This is a genomic window from Nonomuraea turkmeniaca (assembly GCF_005889735.1).
Lineage (GTDB): Bacteria > Actinomycetota > Actinomycetes > Streptosporangiales > Streptosporangiaceae > Nonomuraea > Nonomuraea turkmeniaca.
In genome coordinates this window covers 1-12,877 of sequence record NZ_VCKY01000055.1, presented here as the reverse complement: position 1 = coordinate 12,877, position 12,877 = coordinate 1, and the positions used below count along the sequence as shown (strand labels likewise).

Sequence of the window (12,877 nt, the reverse complement as noted above, 5' to 3'; positions counted from 1 at the left end):
GGGTTGGAGGACGGAGTTCTCCCGCGAGGCGCGTACCCTAGGGAGACGTGGCAGGCATCGATCCGGCAGAAGAGATCAACGAGCTCGCGGGCACGCTCCGCAGCATCCAGGACGTGCTCGACCTCGACGCGATGCGCAAGCAGATCGCGGAGCTGGAGCAGCAGGTTGCCGCGCCCGACCTCTGGGACGACCCCGAGCAGGCCCAGAAGGTCACGAGCAAGCTCTCCCACCTCCAGGGCGAGCTCAACCGCGTCGAGGGCGTCGCGCGGCGCCTCGACGACCTGACGGTCCTCTACGAGCTGGCGACGGAGGAGAGCGACGAGGACACGCGCGCCGAGGCCGACAAGGAGCTCGAGTCGCTCAAGTCCGATATCGGGGCGCTCGAGGTGCGCACGCTGCTCTCGGGCGAATACGACGCCCGCGAGGCGCTGGTCACGATCAACTCTCAGGCCGGCGGCGTGGACGCCGCCGACTGGGCCGAGATGTTGCTGCGGATGTATCTGCGGTGGGCCGAGCGCAAGGGCTACAACACGGAGGTCTACGACACCTCCTACGCGGAGGAGGCCGGCATCAAGTCGGCCACGTTCACGATCAAGGCGCCCTACGCGTACGGCACGCTGCGCGGCGAGCACGGCACCCACCGGCTGGTCCGCATCAGCCCGTTCGACAACCAGGGGCGCAGGCAGACGTCGTTCGCCGGGGTGGACATCGTGCCGGTCGTCGAGCAGACCGACCACATCGACATCAACGAGGACGAGCTCCGCATCGACGTCTACCGTTCGAGCGGTCCCGGCGGCCAGGGCGTCAACACGACCGACTCGGCCGTGCGGATCACCCACCTGCCGACCGGCATCGTCGTCTCCTGCCAGAACGAGCGCTCGCAGCTGCAGAACCGAGCCACCGCCATGGCGGTGCTCCAGGCCAAGCTGCTCGAGCGCAAGCGGCAGGAGGAGGCGGAGAAGATGTCGGAGCTGCGGGGCGCGTCCACGACGTCGTGGGGCACGCAGATCCGCAACTATGTGCTGCACCCCTACCAAATCGTCAAGGACCTGCGCACGGGCACCGAGGCCGGCAACCCGTCGGCGGTGCTCGACGGCGACCTCGACGAGTTCATCGAGTCCGAGATCCGCTGGATGCGGCGGCAGGAGTCGGGGGCGGAGTCCTAAAGTCCGCTGAGGTGCTTGAGCGCCAGGCTCGCGAAGAGCAGGACGATCAGCAGCAGGGCGATGAGAGCGGGTGACAGCCCGGCGAAGCCGTGGTTGTGCATCCGCTCCCTGTTGGCGCGGCAGAGGGCGCAGCGTCCCTCGATCACGGGGTGGGCGCACTGCGCGCATACGAGGTGTTCACAACTCATGACAGCCCCAAGTCTAGCCGCACAATCGTTTTGTTTCCGTTATGGACGTTCCATGCCAGTCTTCCCCCTAGACTGTCCTCTGGCCAATCGGAACGTCGATCATCAGTAAAGACGACGCCCCCGATCGGCCAGCGGCGGGAAGTGGGCATGTGCCACCCTCGCTTCCGTCCTGACCCCTAGACTGGCATGCCGTGATGCTCTCGTGATCCATTTCGATAATGTCACCAAGGTCTACGCGAACCAGAACCGGCCCGCTCTCGACCACGTATCTGTTGACGTGGACAAGGGCGAGTTCGTGTTCCTCGTCGGCCCTTCGGGGTCAGGCAAGTCCACGTTCCTGCGTCTGATCCTGAAGGAGGAGCGGCCCAACTCCGGTGCGATCCATGTCGCCGGCAAGGACCTCTCCCGCCTCTCCAACTTCAAGGTGCCGCACCTGCGCCGCCGCATCGGCTGCGTGTTCCAGGACTTCAGGCTGCTCCCGAACAAGAACGTCTACGAGAACGTGGCGTTCGCCCTCGAGGTCATCGGAAAGCCCCGGCGGTTCATCCGCAAGGTGGTGCCCGAGGTCATCGAGCTGGTCGGCCTGGAAGGCAAGGCACACCGCATGCCCGACGAGCTGTCCGGCGGCGAGCAGCAACGCGTCGCCATGGCCCGCGCGTTCGTCAACCGGCCGATGATCCTGCTGGCCGACGAGCCCACGGGCAACATCGACCCCGCGACGAGCATCGGCATCATGAAGGTGCTCGACCGCATCAACAGGACTGGCACCACGGTCGTCATGGCCACGCACGACGCGGCCATCGTCGACTCCATGCGCAAGCGTGTGGTGGAGCTGGAGGACGGCAAGATCGTCCGTGACCAGTCGCGTGGCGTCTACGGCCAGGCGTACTGACAGGGAGCTGCAGACAGAACATGCGGGCGAATTTCATCTTCTCCGAGGTCTGGATCGGCCTCCGTCGCAACCTGACCATGACGGTCGCGGTCATCATCACCGTGGCGGTCGGCATGGCGATGCTGGGCGTCGGCTTGATGATCAACGCCCAGGTCGGCTTGCTGAAGGGCTACTGGGGCGACAAGGTCGAGATCTCGGTCTTCCTGTGCAACAAGGGGACCGCCATGCCGGCGTGTAACGGCAAGGCGATCACACAGACGCAGACGAAGGCCCTCGAGACCCATCTCGAGGGGCTGCGCGGCAAGGGTGTCAGGGAGTGGTTCTTCGAGGACCAGGCGACCGCCTACCAGAACTTCCAGGAGGCGTACGCGTCCAACCAGGCGCTCGTGAAGGCCACCCAGGTTGAGGACATGCCGCAGTCGTTCCGCATCAAGGTGTCAGACCCGGACAACTATCAGTCCGTCATCCAGGCTGTTCAGGGCCAGCCGGGCGTCTCCCAGGTGACCGACCACAAGCAGCTGATCGGGCCCTTCTTCCAGATGCTCGACAAGCTGGCCTACTACGCGCTGGCCGTCGCGATCATCCTGGTGCTGGCCGCGGCGCTGCTGATCGGCAACACGGTCCGGCTCTCGGCGTTCAACCGGCGCAGGGAGACGGGCATCATGCGGCTGGTCGGCGCGTCCAACCTCTACATCCAGCTGCCGTTCGTCATGGAAGGCGTGATCGCGGGCCTGATCGGCGGCGTGTTCGCGGCGGTCATCCTGATCGTGACGAAGGTCCTGCTGTTCGAGGAGCTCGGCAGGTTCTTCGCCGGGCCGACCGCTCAGCTGGGCTGGGACGCCGTGGCGCAGACGATCACGTACACCATGATCATTGGTGTGGTCATCTGTGTTCTGGCCTCGTTCGTGACGCTTCGCCGCTACCTCAGGGTGTAGCAGGATCCCCGTACGGAGGATCGCCGGTAAAGTCGAAGCATGCCACGTGAGACCGGGCGGAAGGTCATCGCCCAGAACAAACGTGCTCGGCACGACTACCACGTCGAAGACACCTTCGAGGCGGGTCTCGTGTTGCAGGGCACCGAGGTGAAGTCGCTCCGCGAGGGCCGCGCCTCGCTCGTCGACGGCTACGCCAGCATCGACGGCAACGAAGCGTGGCTGCTCAACGTGCACATTCCCGAATACTCGCAGGGCACGTGGACCAACCACGCCGCCCGCCGCAAGCGCAAGCTGCTGCTGCACCGCAAGGAGATCGACAAGCTCGCCGCCAAGACCAAGGAGGGTGGGCTCACGATCGTGCCGCTGGCGCTCTACTTCAAGGACGGCCGCGCCAAGGTCGAGATCGGCCTCGCCCGCGGCAAGAAGGACTGGGACAAACGGCAGTCGCTGGCGGAGCAGCAGGCCAAGCGGGAGATGGCCCGGGCTCTACGCCACCGCAACCGATGAGATCGGCATGACACGCCTGCGCCGCACGCTCGCCGCGACCGTCACCTTGGTGGTCGCGTGCACCACGCTGACCGGCTGCTTCGAGGAGCCGTCGCCGCATGACGCGGTGCGCGACTTCCTCGTGGGCTGGCAGACGGAGGACTACGACCTGGCCGCGGGACGCACCGACGGCGACCAGGCGACCGTACGCAAGGCCCTGTCCGACGCCAAGCTGGAGCTGGACGCGGCCTCGTTCCGCTTCAAGATCAAGAGCTTGAACGTGAACGGCGACGAGTCCGCGGCCGCCTTCCACGCCGAGGTCGACCTGGGCGAGAACAACCCGCTCTGGCAGTACGACGGGATGTTGCCGCTGCACCTGGTGGACGGCACGTGGAGGGTGCGCTGGTCGCCCTCGGTGCTGCACCCGGATCTGAAGGAGGGGCAGCGGTTCGCGGTCGACATCGAGCCCAAGCCGCGCCAGCCGGTGGTCGACCGGACCGGCGACCCGCTGCAGACCGACACCGTCGTCTACAGCGCCGGCGTCTATCCGGCCCAGCTGGGCGATCAGGCGGAAGAGGTCGTCGCGAGGTTGTCGGAGATCACGGGATACGCCCAGGACCGGCTGCTGAGCCGCATCCGCTCCTCGCCGCCTGACAAGTTCGTCCCGCTGGTGACGTTCGGCCGCTCCCTTTACCAGAAGATGAGGCCCAAGCTCGACGCCATCTCCGGGATCGAGACCAAGCCACAGGACCAGCCCGTCAACCCCGACGCGCCCCGGCAGATCGTCGGCTCCGTCAGCGCGCTCACGCCGGAGTACGAGCAGAAGCTCGGTGGCCCCCAGCGAGCCGGTGACTCGGTGGGCAAGAGCGGGCTGCAGCAGGCCTACCAGAGCTACCTGACCGGCTCCACGCAGACCAGGGTGATCACGCTCGATCTCAAGACCGGCAAGGAGGTCGCCCAGCTGGAGGAGTGGCCGGGCCGGCAGAACGTGTCGGTGCAGACCACCATCGACCGTGGCATCCAGACGGCGGCCGAGCTGGCGGTGGACGACAGCGAGGAGAGCGCGCTGGTGGCCGTGGACCGCGAGACCGGCGAGATCCGCGCCGTCGCCACCAAGGGCGGCATGCATCAGGAGAAGGACGCGCTGGCCGGCAAATATCCGGCGGGCACGGCGTTCTCGATCGTTGCCGCGGACGCGCTGGTCAAGGCCAGGATGAGCCCCAAACAGCGGCTGGACTGCCCGCAGGAGCGCACGGTCGGCGGTGCCAAGTTCGTGGCCGCAGGCCAGTCCGCGGGCAGCACGTCGTCTGCCACGTTCCAGGAACACTTCGCCAAGGGCTGCGTCACCGCCCTGGCTTCGCTCGCCCGCCGCGTCAACGCCGACGCCCTGGAGAAGAGCGCCCAGGCGTTCGGCGTCGGGCAGCCGTGGCGGCTGCCGCTGAAGTCGTTCAACGGCTCGTTCCCCGAGCTGTCCAGCGACGCCGACAAGGCCAAGGCCATCGCGGGCCAGAACGTCGAGGTGAGCCCGCTGGGCATGGCGCTGGTGGCCGCCGCGGTGTCCTCGGGCACCTGGCGCCCGCCCGTACTCGTCACCAACCCGAAGTCGCCCGACCCGGCGGCCGAGACCGTGCCGATCGTCCAGCCCGACCCCGTGCCCGTCGATCCACGGGTGCTCGCGGCGCTCAGGCCGATGATGCGGGCCGGCGCCTTCGGCACGCCCGCCCAGGCAGGCAAGGGCAAGGTGTACGGGGTGACGGCGACGGCCGGGGACCAGCTGACGTGGTTCGTCGGCTGGCAGGGGGACGTGGCGATCGCGGTGCTGTCGAAGAACTACAACGCTCCGGCGATCGCCGGAGGCTTCTTCGCGGCCCTCCAGAACCCATCGTGAAATAGTCGCAACCCTGAGCAACCATCAGGGCGCGTGGTGGCGTCTTACTGAATGACTGGGCCCGCTCGGGGGGTTGCGGATCCAGTCGCCGTGATGAGATCAGGACTTCATCTCGGGGGAAGTCCTGCCGTCCGGACCGGCTCGACCCTGCCGGTCGGCCCCCGGGAGCGCGTGCGACTGTGCCACGCTCCCGGGGGTTTCGCCATGGGGAATTAAGTTGGCGTTGAGGGCGTTGTCCCCTGTACATTCATGTTGCTCGCCTTCCGGCGGAGGGCGTGTTGACAACTGCACAGGGGGTGACTGGCTTCGACTTCGATCTTGCAAGCCAGGTGAAGCGGGCCGAGGACTGCGGACATAACCTCGTTAATCCTGTGACCGCAAACAACAAGTGCCAATTCCAAGCGCACTGTGGTAGCCCAGGATTCCCTGGGCCTCGCTGCCTAAGTAGCGAAACCACTGTCAGCCCGGGAGTGCCTTCGGCCCGGTGTCTGGCATCGTTAGAAGGCTCAACCGCTCGACCCGGCCACGGGGGAGAGCGGGAAACCAAACAGTGGCTGAGCCCGTCGGCGACTCGCCTGCGTGATCGCCGGGGCTGAGAAAAGCACAGCAGGCTGCGCCCGGAGAAGCCCTGACTTGGGGTTGAAGGACGCGGGTTCGATTCCCGCCACCTCCACCTATAACGAAACGGCCGATGTCGTGACATCGGCCGTTTCGTGTTGTTGTGTCGGTTGCCGAGCGGTCCACCCTGGCAGGCTTGTCGTCATGTTCGAGTCAGGTGCCCGTGACCGTCGGCGCTTACACCCGGCCTCCAGGCCGGAGACCCCGATCGGCCGCGTGTTCTGGGAGCGGCTGATGGGCTGAAACACGTACCACCCGGCTTCCTTGTGGGCCGGGTTTTCTTATGTCTAGGCACATGCCGTTGCGAAGGCAGCCGAATGCGCGACGAGGCACTGCCTGATCTCACGTCATCAGCGGCGGTGTCCTTGTGGACACCGCCGTTCTGCGTTCAGGTGGACCGACTCGGGATCTTCGGGCCGCAGCGGGGCGTAGGGCTCGGTCGCGAGCTACCAGCGCAAGGGAAGAGTGGCGATGAAGTCGCCGAGCCGGTCGGCGATGATCTGGTGGTCGTGGGCGGAGGGGTGCCAGTGGCAGCCCATGTAGTCCAGGCCGGCATTGCTGTAGTACCAGTAGCGGATCCGGTTGTCGCCGTTGTCGTTGCGCTCCTGGACGATCTGCTCGGCGAGTTCGGCGTACACGGTGGTGTTGGACAGGTAGGTGGCGCTGACCACGATGGTCGTGCGGGGGCCGTACTGGGCGCGGAGTTTGTCGAGGAAGGCGTGGTAGGCGGTGCGGTAGGCGGCTACCAGGGTGTCCGGGGTCCACTGCTCGCCTGGGTTGATGGCGGTGGAGAAGTCGTTGATGCCCAAGCCGACCACGACAAGTTGCGGTCGCCAGGTGCCCGGGTTCTGCCAGACGTCGCCGTCGACGGCCAGCAGCGCTCGGTCGTAGTAGGTGCGGTAGTCGACCTGGGGGTTGCTGCCGTTGTAGTTGCGCACCATGCCGAGGCCGGAGAAGGCGTTGATCTGGTAGTCGGCGTTCAGGCGGCGCGCGGTGAGAGCGCCGAAGCTCAGGTTGGCGTCGGTGGTCCGGTGGAGCTGGTCGTTGGTGCAGTCGCGGCTACCGGAGCGGTTGCCGTAGCCGACGGTGAAGGAGTCGCCGATGAACTCGATCTGCCGGTGCCGCGCGGGGGGCTTGTGCAGGATGGCGCCGCCCGGGGCGGCGACGAAGCCGCCGAAGGCGCTCGTGGCCCACGGGCTCTCCGTACGTTTGACGAGCCGCACGCGGTGGACGCCGGGGGTGAGGCCGTTGACCCAGTACGTGGTCCGGCCAGGGGTTACGAGGGTGGCGACGGTCGTACCGTCCACTTCGACGTCGTAGTCGTTGTCGGAGTCGTTGAGGACGATCCCTACGCCGGTGCCGCGGAAGCGGCCTTCGAAAGAGACGCCGGGCCAGCTGTACTGAACCGAGGCCTCGGCGACCTTGACGCGTCCGGCGGTGTGCGCTTTGGCCATGACGCCGGATGCCGGCGCCACAGCGGCGTCGGCGGCGCCGGGCAGCAGCATCGTGCCCACCAACGCGGTTATTGCTGCGGTCACACGTACGGGTCGCACAGTACTCCTTCACAACGGCCGGCCGCGGCATCACGCCTATGTAACGAGCGCTTGCCCGGGCAGCGCAAGATCCGATTTGGCGCCGTACACCGACGTGGGCCCTTACCAGGGACAACCTGGTGAGGCCAGGCCGGCCGGATGAAACGAGCCTGAAACCAAGCCGGCGCAGCTGGGTGCTGTCCCGGGCCGCCAGATGATCTCCTTGCGCCAGTCTCCGTACAGGTCGGTCTGGAGGGTCGGCGTCCCTTTGGTGGAGTTGTTGGAGTAGGTGCCCTCCGCGCGGAGGATCTCCTTGACGGCGGTGCCGTCCCACTTGGCGATGGTGCCGACGCCCGCGCCCCTTGGCCTGGTCGTAGGCGTGGTCGACGATCTCGCGGCGGCGGGTCGGCTGCCGGCGGCGCCTTGGAACGCGGTCAGGTACTCGGGGCTCGAGAGCACGTAGCCGCTGGAGTTGCGGTAGTCCTTGCTCGTGGTCACCTCCGCCGAACTCTGCTCATCACTGCCCACTGTGGTGCGATTCGCCGTACATTGAGTCCTCACTGTCACCAATGATTGCTCTACGTGTGCTTAGGTTGTCCTTTGACAACTGGTGTGGCTGATGGGGTTGAAGCGTGTCAAGGTACGATTGGCGGCATTCGCTGTTCGCACCCGTGGTGGGACTGATCGTCTCAGCGGTGCTCTTGGTGGCCGGTGTGGTGGAAGCCTTGCTGGTGTCCGTGGGTGCGACCACGGCGCCGGCGGCCGCTGAGCTGGTGGTCACGCTCATCATCGTGGTGTTCCTGACCGCCGTTCTCAGGATCGCCAGGGCCGCGCCGGACATCCGGCGGGAGAACGCCGCGACGGCGCGAGCCGTGGCGAACGTTCAGACGGTGAAGCCGACCGAGGACACGCTGGTGGGGCGGCGGCTGAGGCTGTTCAAGGAGGCGGCCGAGGCGGGGAACGACTGCGAGGCGGTGTTGAGCGCCCGGTCCGCGCTTGACGAGACCGAGATGGCCAACAAGCATCACCTCGACCACGCGCTCATCTGGGCGCTGCCGGTCTTCGGGTTCATCGGCACGGCGCTGACGATGGGCGCGATGGTCAACTCGTTCTCGAACGCCCTGGACAACCAGGCGGACCCTGGGGTGCTGATCGCCGCGCTCAAGCAGCACGTGCTGCCGGAGCTGGCGTCCGCGTTCGGCGTCACCCTGATCGCGTTGTTCCTGAGCGTGCTGGCGTTCGGTGCGATGGCGCTGGTCGAGCGGGCGGAGCGAGCCGGCGTCGCGGCCGCCGACGAGGTGTTCCTCATCTATATCGCGCGCCTGCCCGCGAAGGAGTCGGCTCCGGCCATGCACGGGCTCACCCAGGAGCTGGCGCAGTCCAGGGGTAGGACCGAGGAGCTCGTCAAGGGGCTGGACGCGCTGCGTACCGCGGTGGAGCGGCTGAGCGCCGTGGAGAGCCGGCCGCAGAAGTACACCCTGGTGAGGGAGCCGTGAGGAAGCGGCCCGTCAGGTCGTTCGCGCCGCCGCTGGACCTGCGCTTCATCGACCTCTTCATGGCCATCGTGCTGGCGTTGTCGTTCGTGGCGATCATGCTGACCGTGGTGGCGCGGATGTTGCCGACGGAGGTGTCCTCGCCGCTGACGCGTCAGGAGAAGAGCGTGGCGCAGCTGCGGAAGCAGCTCGACGCCGCCGTCGAGGCCCAGCGGAAGGCCGAGGCCGAGCTGCGTGTCACGCAGCGGCAGATCGCCGATCAGACGGCCTTCGCCCTGCCGTGGTGGCTGATCGGGTTCTGTGCCCTGCTCGGGGTGCTCGCCGTGTTCATGAGCTGGCGTATCCGGCTGTGGAACAAGGGGAATCTGCCGCGCCTGCGGAGCTGGCTGCTGGTCACCTTAGTGGTGGCCGGGGTCACGATGGTGATCAGGTCACTGAGCGACCGCGACGGCAACCTGCTGCTCGCCGAGATCCCCTGGTGGGCGGCCGACGCCCTTTGCCTGGGGTTGCTGCTGGTCTCGTACGTGTTGATCTCCGACATCAGGGCCAGCCGCACCACGCTCGGCGAGATCAGGGCGCGGGCGTTGCCCGACCGGTAGCTCGGTCACGGCGGGCCGGCTCGCGCCGGTGACCACGAATTCGGCTGAACTTCACTTCTGTCACATCTGACGCAAATAGCCTTACCGGCATCCCTGACCTCGTAAGGAGATGCGATGTTGCGTCGAGTCCTGGGCGTGCTGGCCGTTGCCGGAGCCGTCCTGCTGACGGCCGGTCCTGCCACGGCCGCCGCCGAGCCGCTGCCGCGGGCGCACGCCCACAACGACTACGAGCACGAACGGCCGCTCCTGGACGCCCTCGACCACGGGTTCACCAGCGTCGAGGCGGACATCTACCTGGTGGAGGGCGAGCTGCGCGTCGGGCACGACCCCGAGGACCTGCGGCCGGGGCGCACGCTCCAGTCCCTCTACCTGGACCCGCTGGCCCAGCGCGTACGCCAGGGCCACGGGCATGTCTTCCCGCGCAGCCGCCAGCAGCTCCAGCTCCTGGTGGACATCAAGAACAACGGCGCGGCCACGTACACCGAGCTCGACAAGGTGCTGGCGTCGTACAGGAAGATGCTCACGAGCTTCCACAAGGGCAAGGTGAAGCCCGGCGCGGTGACCGTGGTGATCAGCGGGGACCGGCCGCGCGAGCTGATGGCCGCCCAGGAGCGGCGCCACGCCTTCTACGACGGACGCATGTCCGACCTCGGGCAGGGCGACCCGGCCCTGATTCCGCTGATCAGCGACAACTGGACGAACCACTTCACCTGGCGCGGCGAGGGCGAGATGCCGGCCGCCGAGCGGGACAAGCTGCGGCAGATCGTGGCCACCGCGCATCGCGACGGGCAGCGGGTCAGGTTCTGGGCCACGCCGGACGCGGCCGGTCCGGCCAGGGACACGATCTGGCGGGAGTTGATCGCGGCGGACGTGGACCACATCAACACCGACGACCTGGCGGGGCTCGAGCGGTTCCTGCGTGCGCATGACGCCGCCAGGGCCGCGGCGGCGTAACCGGAGCGGCCACCGCAACGTCCTCAATGGGCGCAACCGGCGTACTCGTCGAGTCGGCGGAACATCGCCGCCAGCATGAGCGGGAACATCGCCACGTGCGCCACCGTCATGAGCACGTGGCCATCGATCACGCCGAGCCACAACAGCGGGAAGAGCGGCACGATCGGGACGAACATGGCCGCGCACATCTCCAGGGTCGAGGCCCAGCCGTGCCCGCGGATGCGCATCCACACGGCCATGCCCACGGACATGTTGACCGCCATCACCAGGTAGCCCAGCTCCGGGTACTCGCTGTGGGAGAAGCCGAGGCCGAGGAGGTCGAGGAGCGCGCCGAGCGCGAACATCCCGACGAACATCGCGATGATCATCTCGAGGTAGTGGAGCGCGAACCTGCCCCAGCGGCGGCGCGGCTTCGATGCTGCTGTCGTCATGTGCCCGACTGTCCTGGACACCATGGTCGCCCGCCAAGGCGGGCGACCGGACGTGTCCGGAAACTTGGGTTCTTCGTCCTTCGGACCTACAGTCGGGGCATGGAGGTACGACGGGTCGTCGTGGTGGCGTACGACGCGGTCGCGCTGCTCGACCTCGCCTGCGTCATCTCGACGCTGGAGGAGGCCAACTGGCGCGGCGCGGCGCCGCCCTATCAGGTGCGCCTGGTCACCCCCGGCGGCCACGCCGTCACCACCGGCACCGCGCAGGTCATCCAGGCCCAGGACGTCCTGGAGCGGGTCAGCGGGCCGCTCGACACGCTCATCGTCTCCGGTGGCATCGGCCATGCGGACGCCGCCGCCAACCCGCTGCTCGTCGCCCACGTCCGCCGGCTGGCCCGGGAGAGCCGGCGCGTCGCGTCCGTCTGCACCGGAGCGTACGTCCTCGCCGCCGCCGGCCTGCTCGACGGGCGGCGTGCCACCACGCACTGGGAGCAGGCCCAGGACATGGCCGCCCGGTACCCCGGCGTCGCCGTGGACCCGGACCCGATCTTCATCCGCGACGGCGACGTCGCCACCTCGGCCGGCGTCACCGCCGCCCTCGACCTCACCCTGGCCTTCATCGAGGAGGACAACGGTACCGAGCTGGCCAGGACGGTGGCCCGGCACCTCGTCACGTACCTGCAGCGGCCCGGCAACCAGGCCCAGATGAGCATGTTCGTCAGCGCGCCGCCGCCCGCCGACGGGCTGGTCAAGCGGGCCGTCGACCACATCGGCGCCCATCTCGCCGAGGACCTCGGCACGGCCGCGCTGGCGGAGGTGGCCGGGGTCAGCGAGCGGCACCTGACCCGGCTGTTCCTCAAGCACATGAGGCTGACGCCCGGGCGGTACGTCCGTCAGGCCCGCACCGAGGCCGCCGCCCACCTGCTGGTGTCCACGTCGTTGCCGATGTCCGCGATCGCCGCGCGGTGCGGGTTCGGGACGGCGGAGACGTTGCGGCAGGCGTTCATGGACCGGTACGGCATCCCGCCGTCGCGGTACCGCCTGACGCAGTCGTCCGCCGCCAAGTGACACCTGGCTAATGTGTCTGCGATGGATGGTGATCGGGTCATAGGCGGGTACACGCTGCGGCGTGTGCTCGGCCGGGGTGGCATGGGCGAGGTGCATCTCGCGGCCACGCCTACCGGGGGCCTGGCCGCGGTCAAGGTCATCAATCCGGCGTTAGCCCGGGATCCGGCGTTCCGGCGGCGGTTCGAACGGGAGGTGGCGGCGGCGCGGCGGGTGGCCAGGTTCTGCACCGCACCTGTGCTCGACGCTGGGATCGACGGGGATGTCGCGTACCTGGTCACCGAATATGTGAAAGGGCCGGATCTGGCGGAGGTCGTACGGGATCAAGGGCCTTTGTCGGGTGGGAACCTGGAGGCGCTGGCGGTCGGGATCGCCACCGCGCTGAGCGCCATCCACGGGGCCGGGGTGATCCATCGTGACCTGAAGCCGTCCAACGTGCTGCTGTCGCCGCTCGGGCCGCGTGTGATCGACTTCGGTATCGCTCAGCTTGTGGACAACGACAGCCTGGCCAGCCAGGCGATTCTCGGGACGCCTGCGTTCATGGCGCCCGAGCAGGTGCGTGGTGAGGTGCTGACGCCCGCTGCCGATGTCTTCGCGTGGGGCGGGGTGATCGCGTACGCGGGGACCGGG

General features: G+C 67.8%; 14 protein-coding genes and 1 other RNA gene. 11 read left to right on the top strand and 4 right to left on the bottom strand.

Going from position 1 to position 12,877, the window contains the following annotated elements; all coding sequences use genetic code 11:
* The first annotated feature begins 47 nt into the window (after window positions 1–47).
* Window positions 48–1,166 (top strand): peptide chain release factor 2, encoded by a 1,119-nt coding sequence (gene prfB, locus ETD86_RS18245; protein WP_138667358.1) that lies wholly within the window; start codon window positions 48–50, stop codon window positions 1,164–1,166.
* On the opposite strand, the gene ETD86_RS18240 is transcribed toward prfB, so the two are convergent.
* Entirely contained in the window at window positions 1,163–1,354 is a 192-nt protein-coding gene (locus tag ETD86_RS18240; protein WP_138667357.1) for a hypothetical protein, read from the bottom strand. The genes prfB and ETD86_RS18240 overlap by 4 nt on opposite strands.
* Before the next feature lie 202 nt (window positions 1,355–1,556).
* Here ETD86_RS18240 and ftsE point away from each other — a divergent pair, with 202 nt between their 5' ends.
* The 5 genes from ftsE to ssrA all read left to right on the top strand — a co-directional run bounded on the left by ftsE (window position 1,557) and on the right by ssrA (window position 6,231).
* The gene (gene ftsE / locus ETD86_RS18235) at window positions 1,557–2,246 is read left to right on the top strand and encodes a cell division ATP-binding protein FtsE (protein WP_127939948.1); all 690 of its coding nucleotides are present in this window, start codon (window positions 1,557–1,559) and stop codon (window positions 2,244–2,246) included.
* Window positions 2,247–2,266: 20 nt separating this feature from the next.
* Window positions 2,267–3,181, top strand: coding sequence for a permease-like cell division protein FtsX (ftsX, locus tag ETD86_RS18230; RefSeq protein WP_138667356.1), 915 nt, complete (start codon window positions 2,267–2,269; stop codon window positions 3,179–3,181).
* A 39-nt stretch (window positions 3,182–3,220) separates the two neighbouring features.
* A complete protein-coding gene (gene smpB / locus ETD86_RS18225) occupies window positions 3,221–3,688 on the top strand; it encodes an SsrA-binding protein SmpB (protein WP_138667355.1) in 468 nt (155 codons plus the stop codon).
* A gap of 7 nt (window positions 3,689–3,695) precedes the next feature.
* Window positions 3,696–5,555: a penicillin-binding transpeptidase domain-containing protein gene (locus ETD86_RS18220; protein WP_138667354.1), complete on the top strand. Its 1,860-nt coding sequence runs from the start codon at window positions 3,696–3,698 to the stop codon at window positions 5,553–5,555.
* A gap of 292 nt (window positions 5,556–5,847) precedes the next feature.
* Window positions 5,848–6,231, top strand: a transfer-messenger RNA (tmRNA) gene (gene ssrA, locus ETD86_RS18215).
* A 388-nt stretch (window positions 6,232–6,619) separates the two neighbouring features.
* Here ssrA and ETD86_RS18210 read toward each other — a convergent pair.
* Both ETD86_RS18210 and ETD86_RS59145 read right to left on the bottom strand, forming a co-directional pair.
* Window positions 6,620–7,726, bottom strand: coding sequence for an SGNH/GDSL hydrolase family protein (locus ETD86_RS18210; RefSeq protein WP_211370124.1), 1,107 nt, complete (start codon window positions 7,724–7,726; stop codon window positions 6,620–6,622).
* 102 nt (window positions 7,727–7,828) lie between these two features.
* The gene (locus tag ETD86_RS59145; protein ID WP_138667353.1) at window positions 7,829–8,203 is read right to left on the bottom strand and encodes a rhamnogalacturonan lyase family protein; all 375 of its coding nucleotides are present in this window, start codon (window positions 8,201–8,203) and stop codon (window positions 7,829–7,831) included.
* Between the two features lie 134 nt (window positions 8,204–8,337).
* On the opposite strand from ETD86_RS59145, the gene ETD86_RS18200 reads away from it, so the two are divergent.
* The 3 genes from ETD86_RS18200 (at window position 8,338) to ETD86_RS18190 (ending at window position 10,751) form a co-directional block, all read left to right on the top strand.
* Window positions 8,338–9,201, top strand: coding sequence for a hypothetical protein (locus ETD86_RS18200; RefSeq protein ID WP_138667352.1), 864 nt, complete (start codon window positions 8,338–8,340; stop codon window positions 9,199–9,201).
* On the top strand, window positions 9,198–9,797 hold the full coding sequence (locus tag ETD86_RS18195) for a hypothetical protein (protein ID WP_138667351.1): 600 nt from the start codon (window positions 9,198–9,200) through the stop codon (window positions 9,795–9,797). The genes ETD86_RS18200 and ETD86_RS18195 overlap by 4 nt, the downstream gene beginning before the upstream one ends.
* Window positions 9,798–9,911: 114 nt before the next feature.
* Window positions 9,912–10,751 (top strand): phosphatidylinositol-specific phospholipase C/glycerophosphodiester phosphodiesterase family protein, encoded by an 840-nt coding sequence (locus ETD86_RS18190; RefSeq protein ID WP_138667350.1) that lies wholly within the window; start codon window positions 9,912–9,914, stop codon window positions 10,749–10,751.
* 23 nt (window positions 10,752–10,774) lie between these two features.
* Here the strand turns inward: ETD86_RS18190 and ETD86_RS18185 are convergent, their stop codons facing one another.
* Window positions 10,775–11,182: a hypothetical protein gene (locus ETD86_RS18185; protein ID WP_138667349.1), complete on the bottom strand. Its 408-nt coding sequence runs from the start codon at window positions 11,180–11,182 to the stop codon at window positions 10,775–10,777.
* A gap of 99 nt (window positions 11,183–11,281) precedes the next feature.
* Between ETD86_RS18185 and ETD86_RS18180 the strand changes: the two genes are divergently transcribed.
* Window positions 11,282–12,250 carry a GlxA family transcriptional regulator gene (locus tag ETD86_RS18180; protein WP_138667348.1) on the top strand — a complete coding sequence of 323 codons (969 nt, stop codon included), beginning with the start codon at window positions 11,282–11,284 and terminating at the stop codon, window positions 12,248–12,250.
* A 21-nt stretch (window positions 12,251–12,271) separates the two neighbouring features.
* On the top strand, window positions 12,272–12,877 hold a 606-nt coding region (locus ETD86_RS18175), incomplete at its 3' end, for a serine/threonine-protein kinase (RefSeq protein ID WP_138667347.1).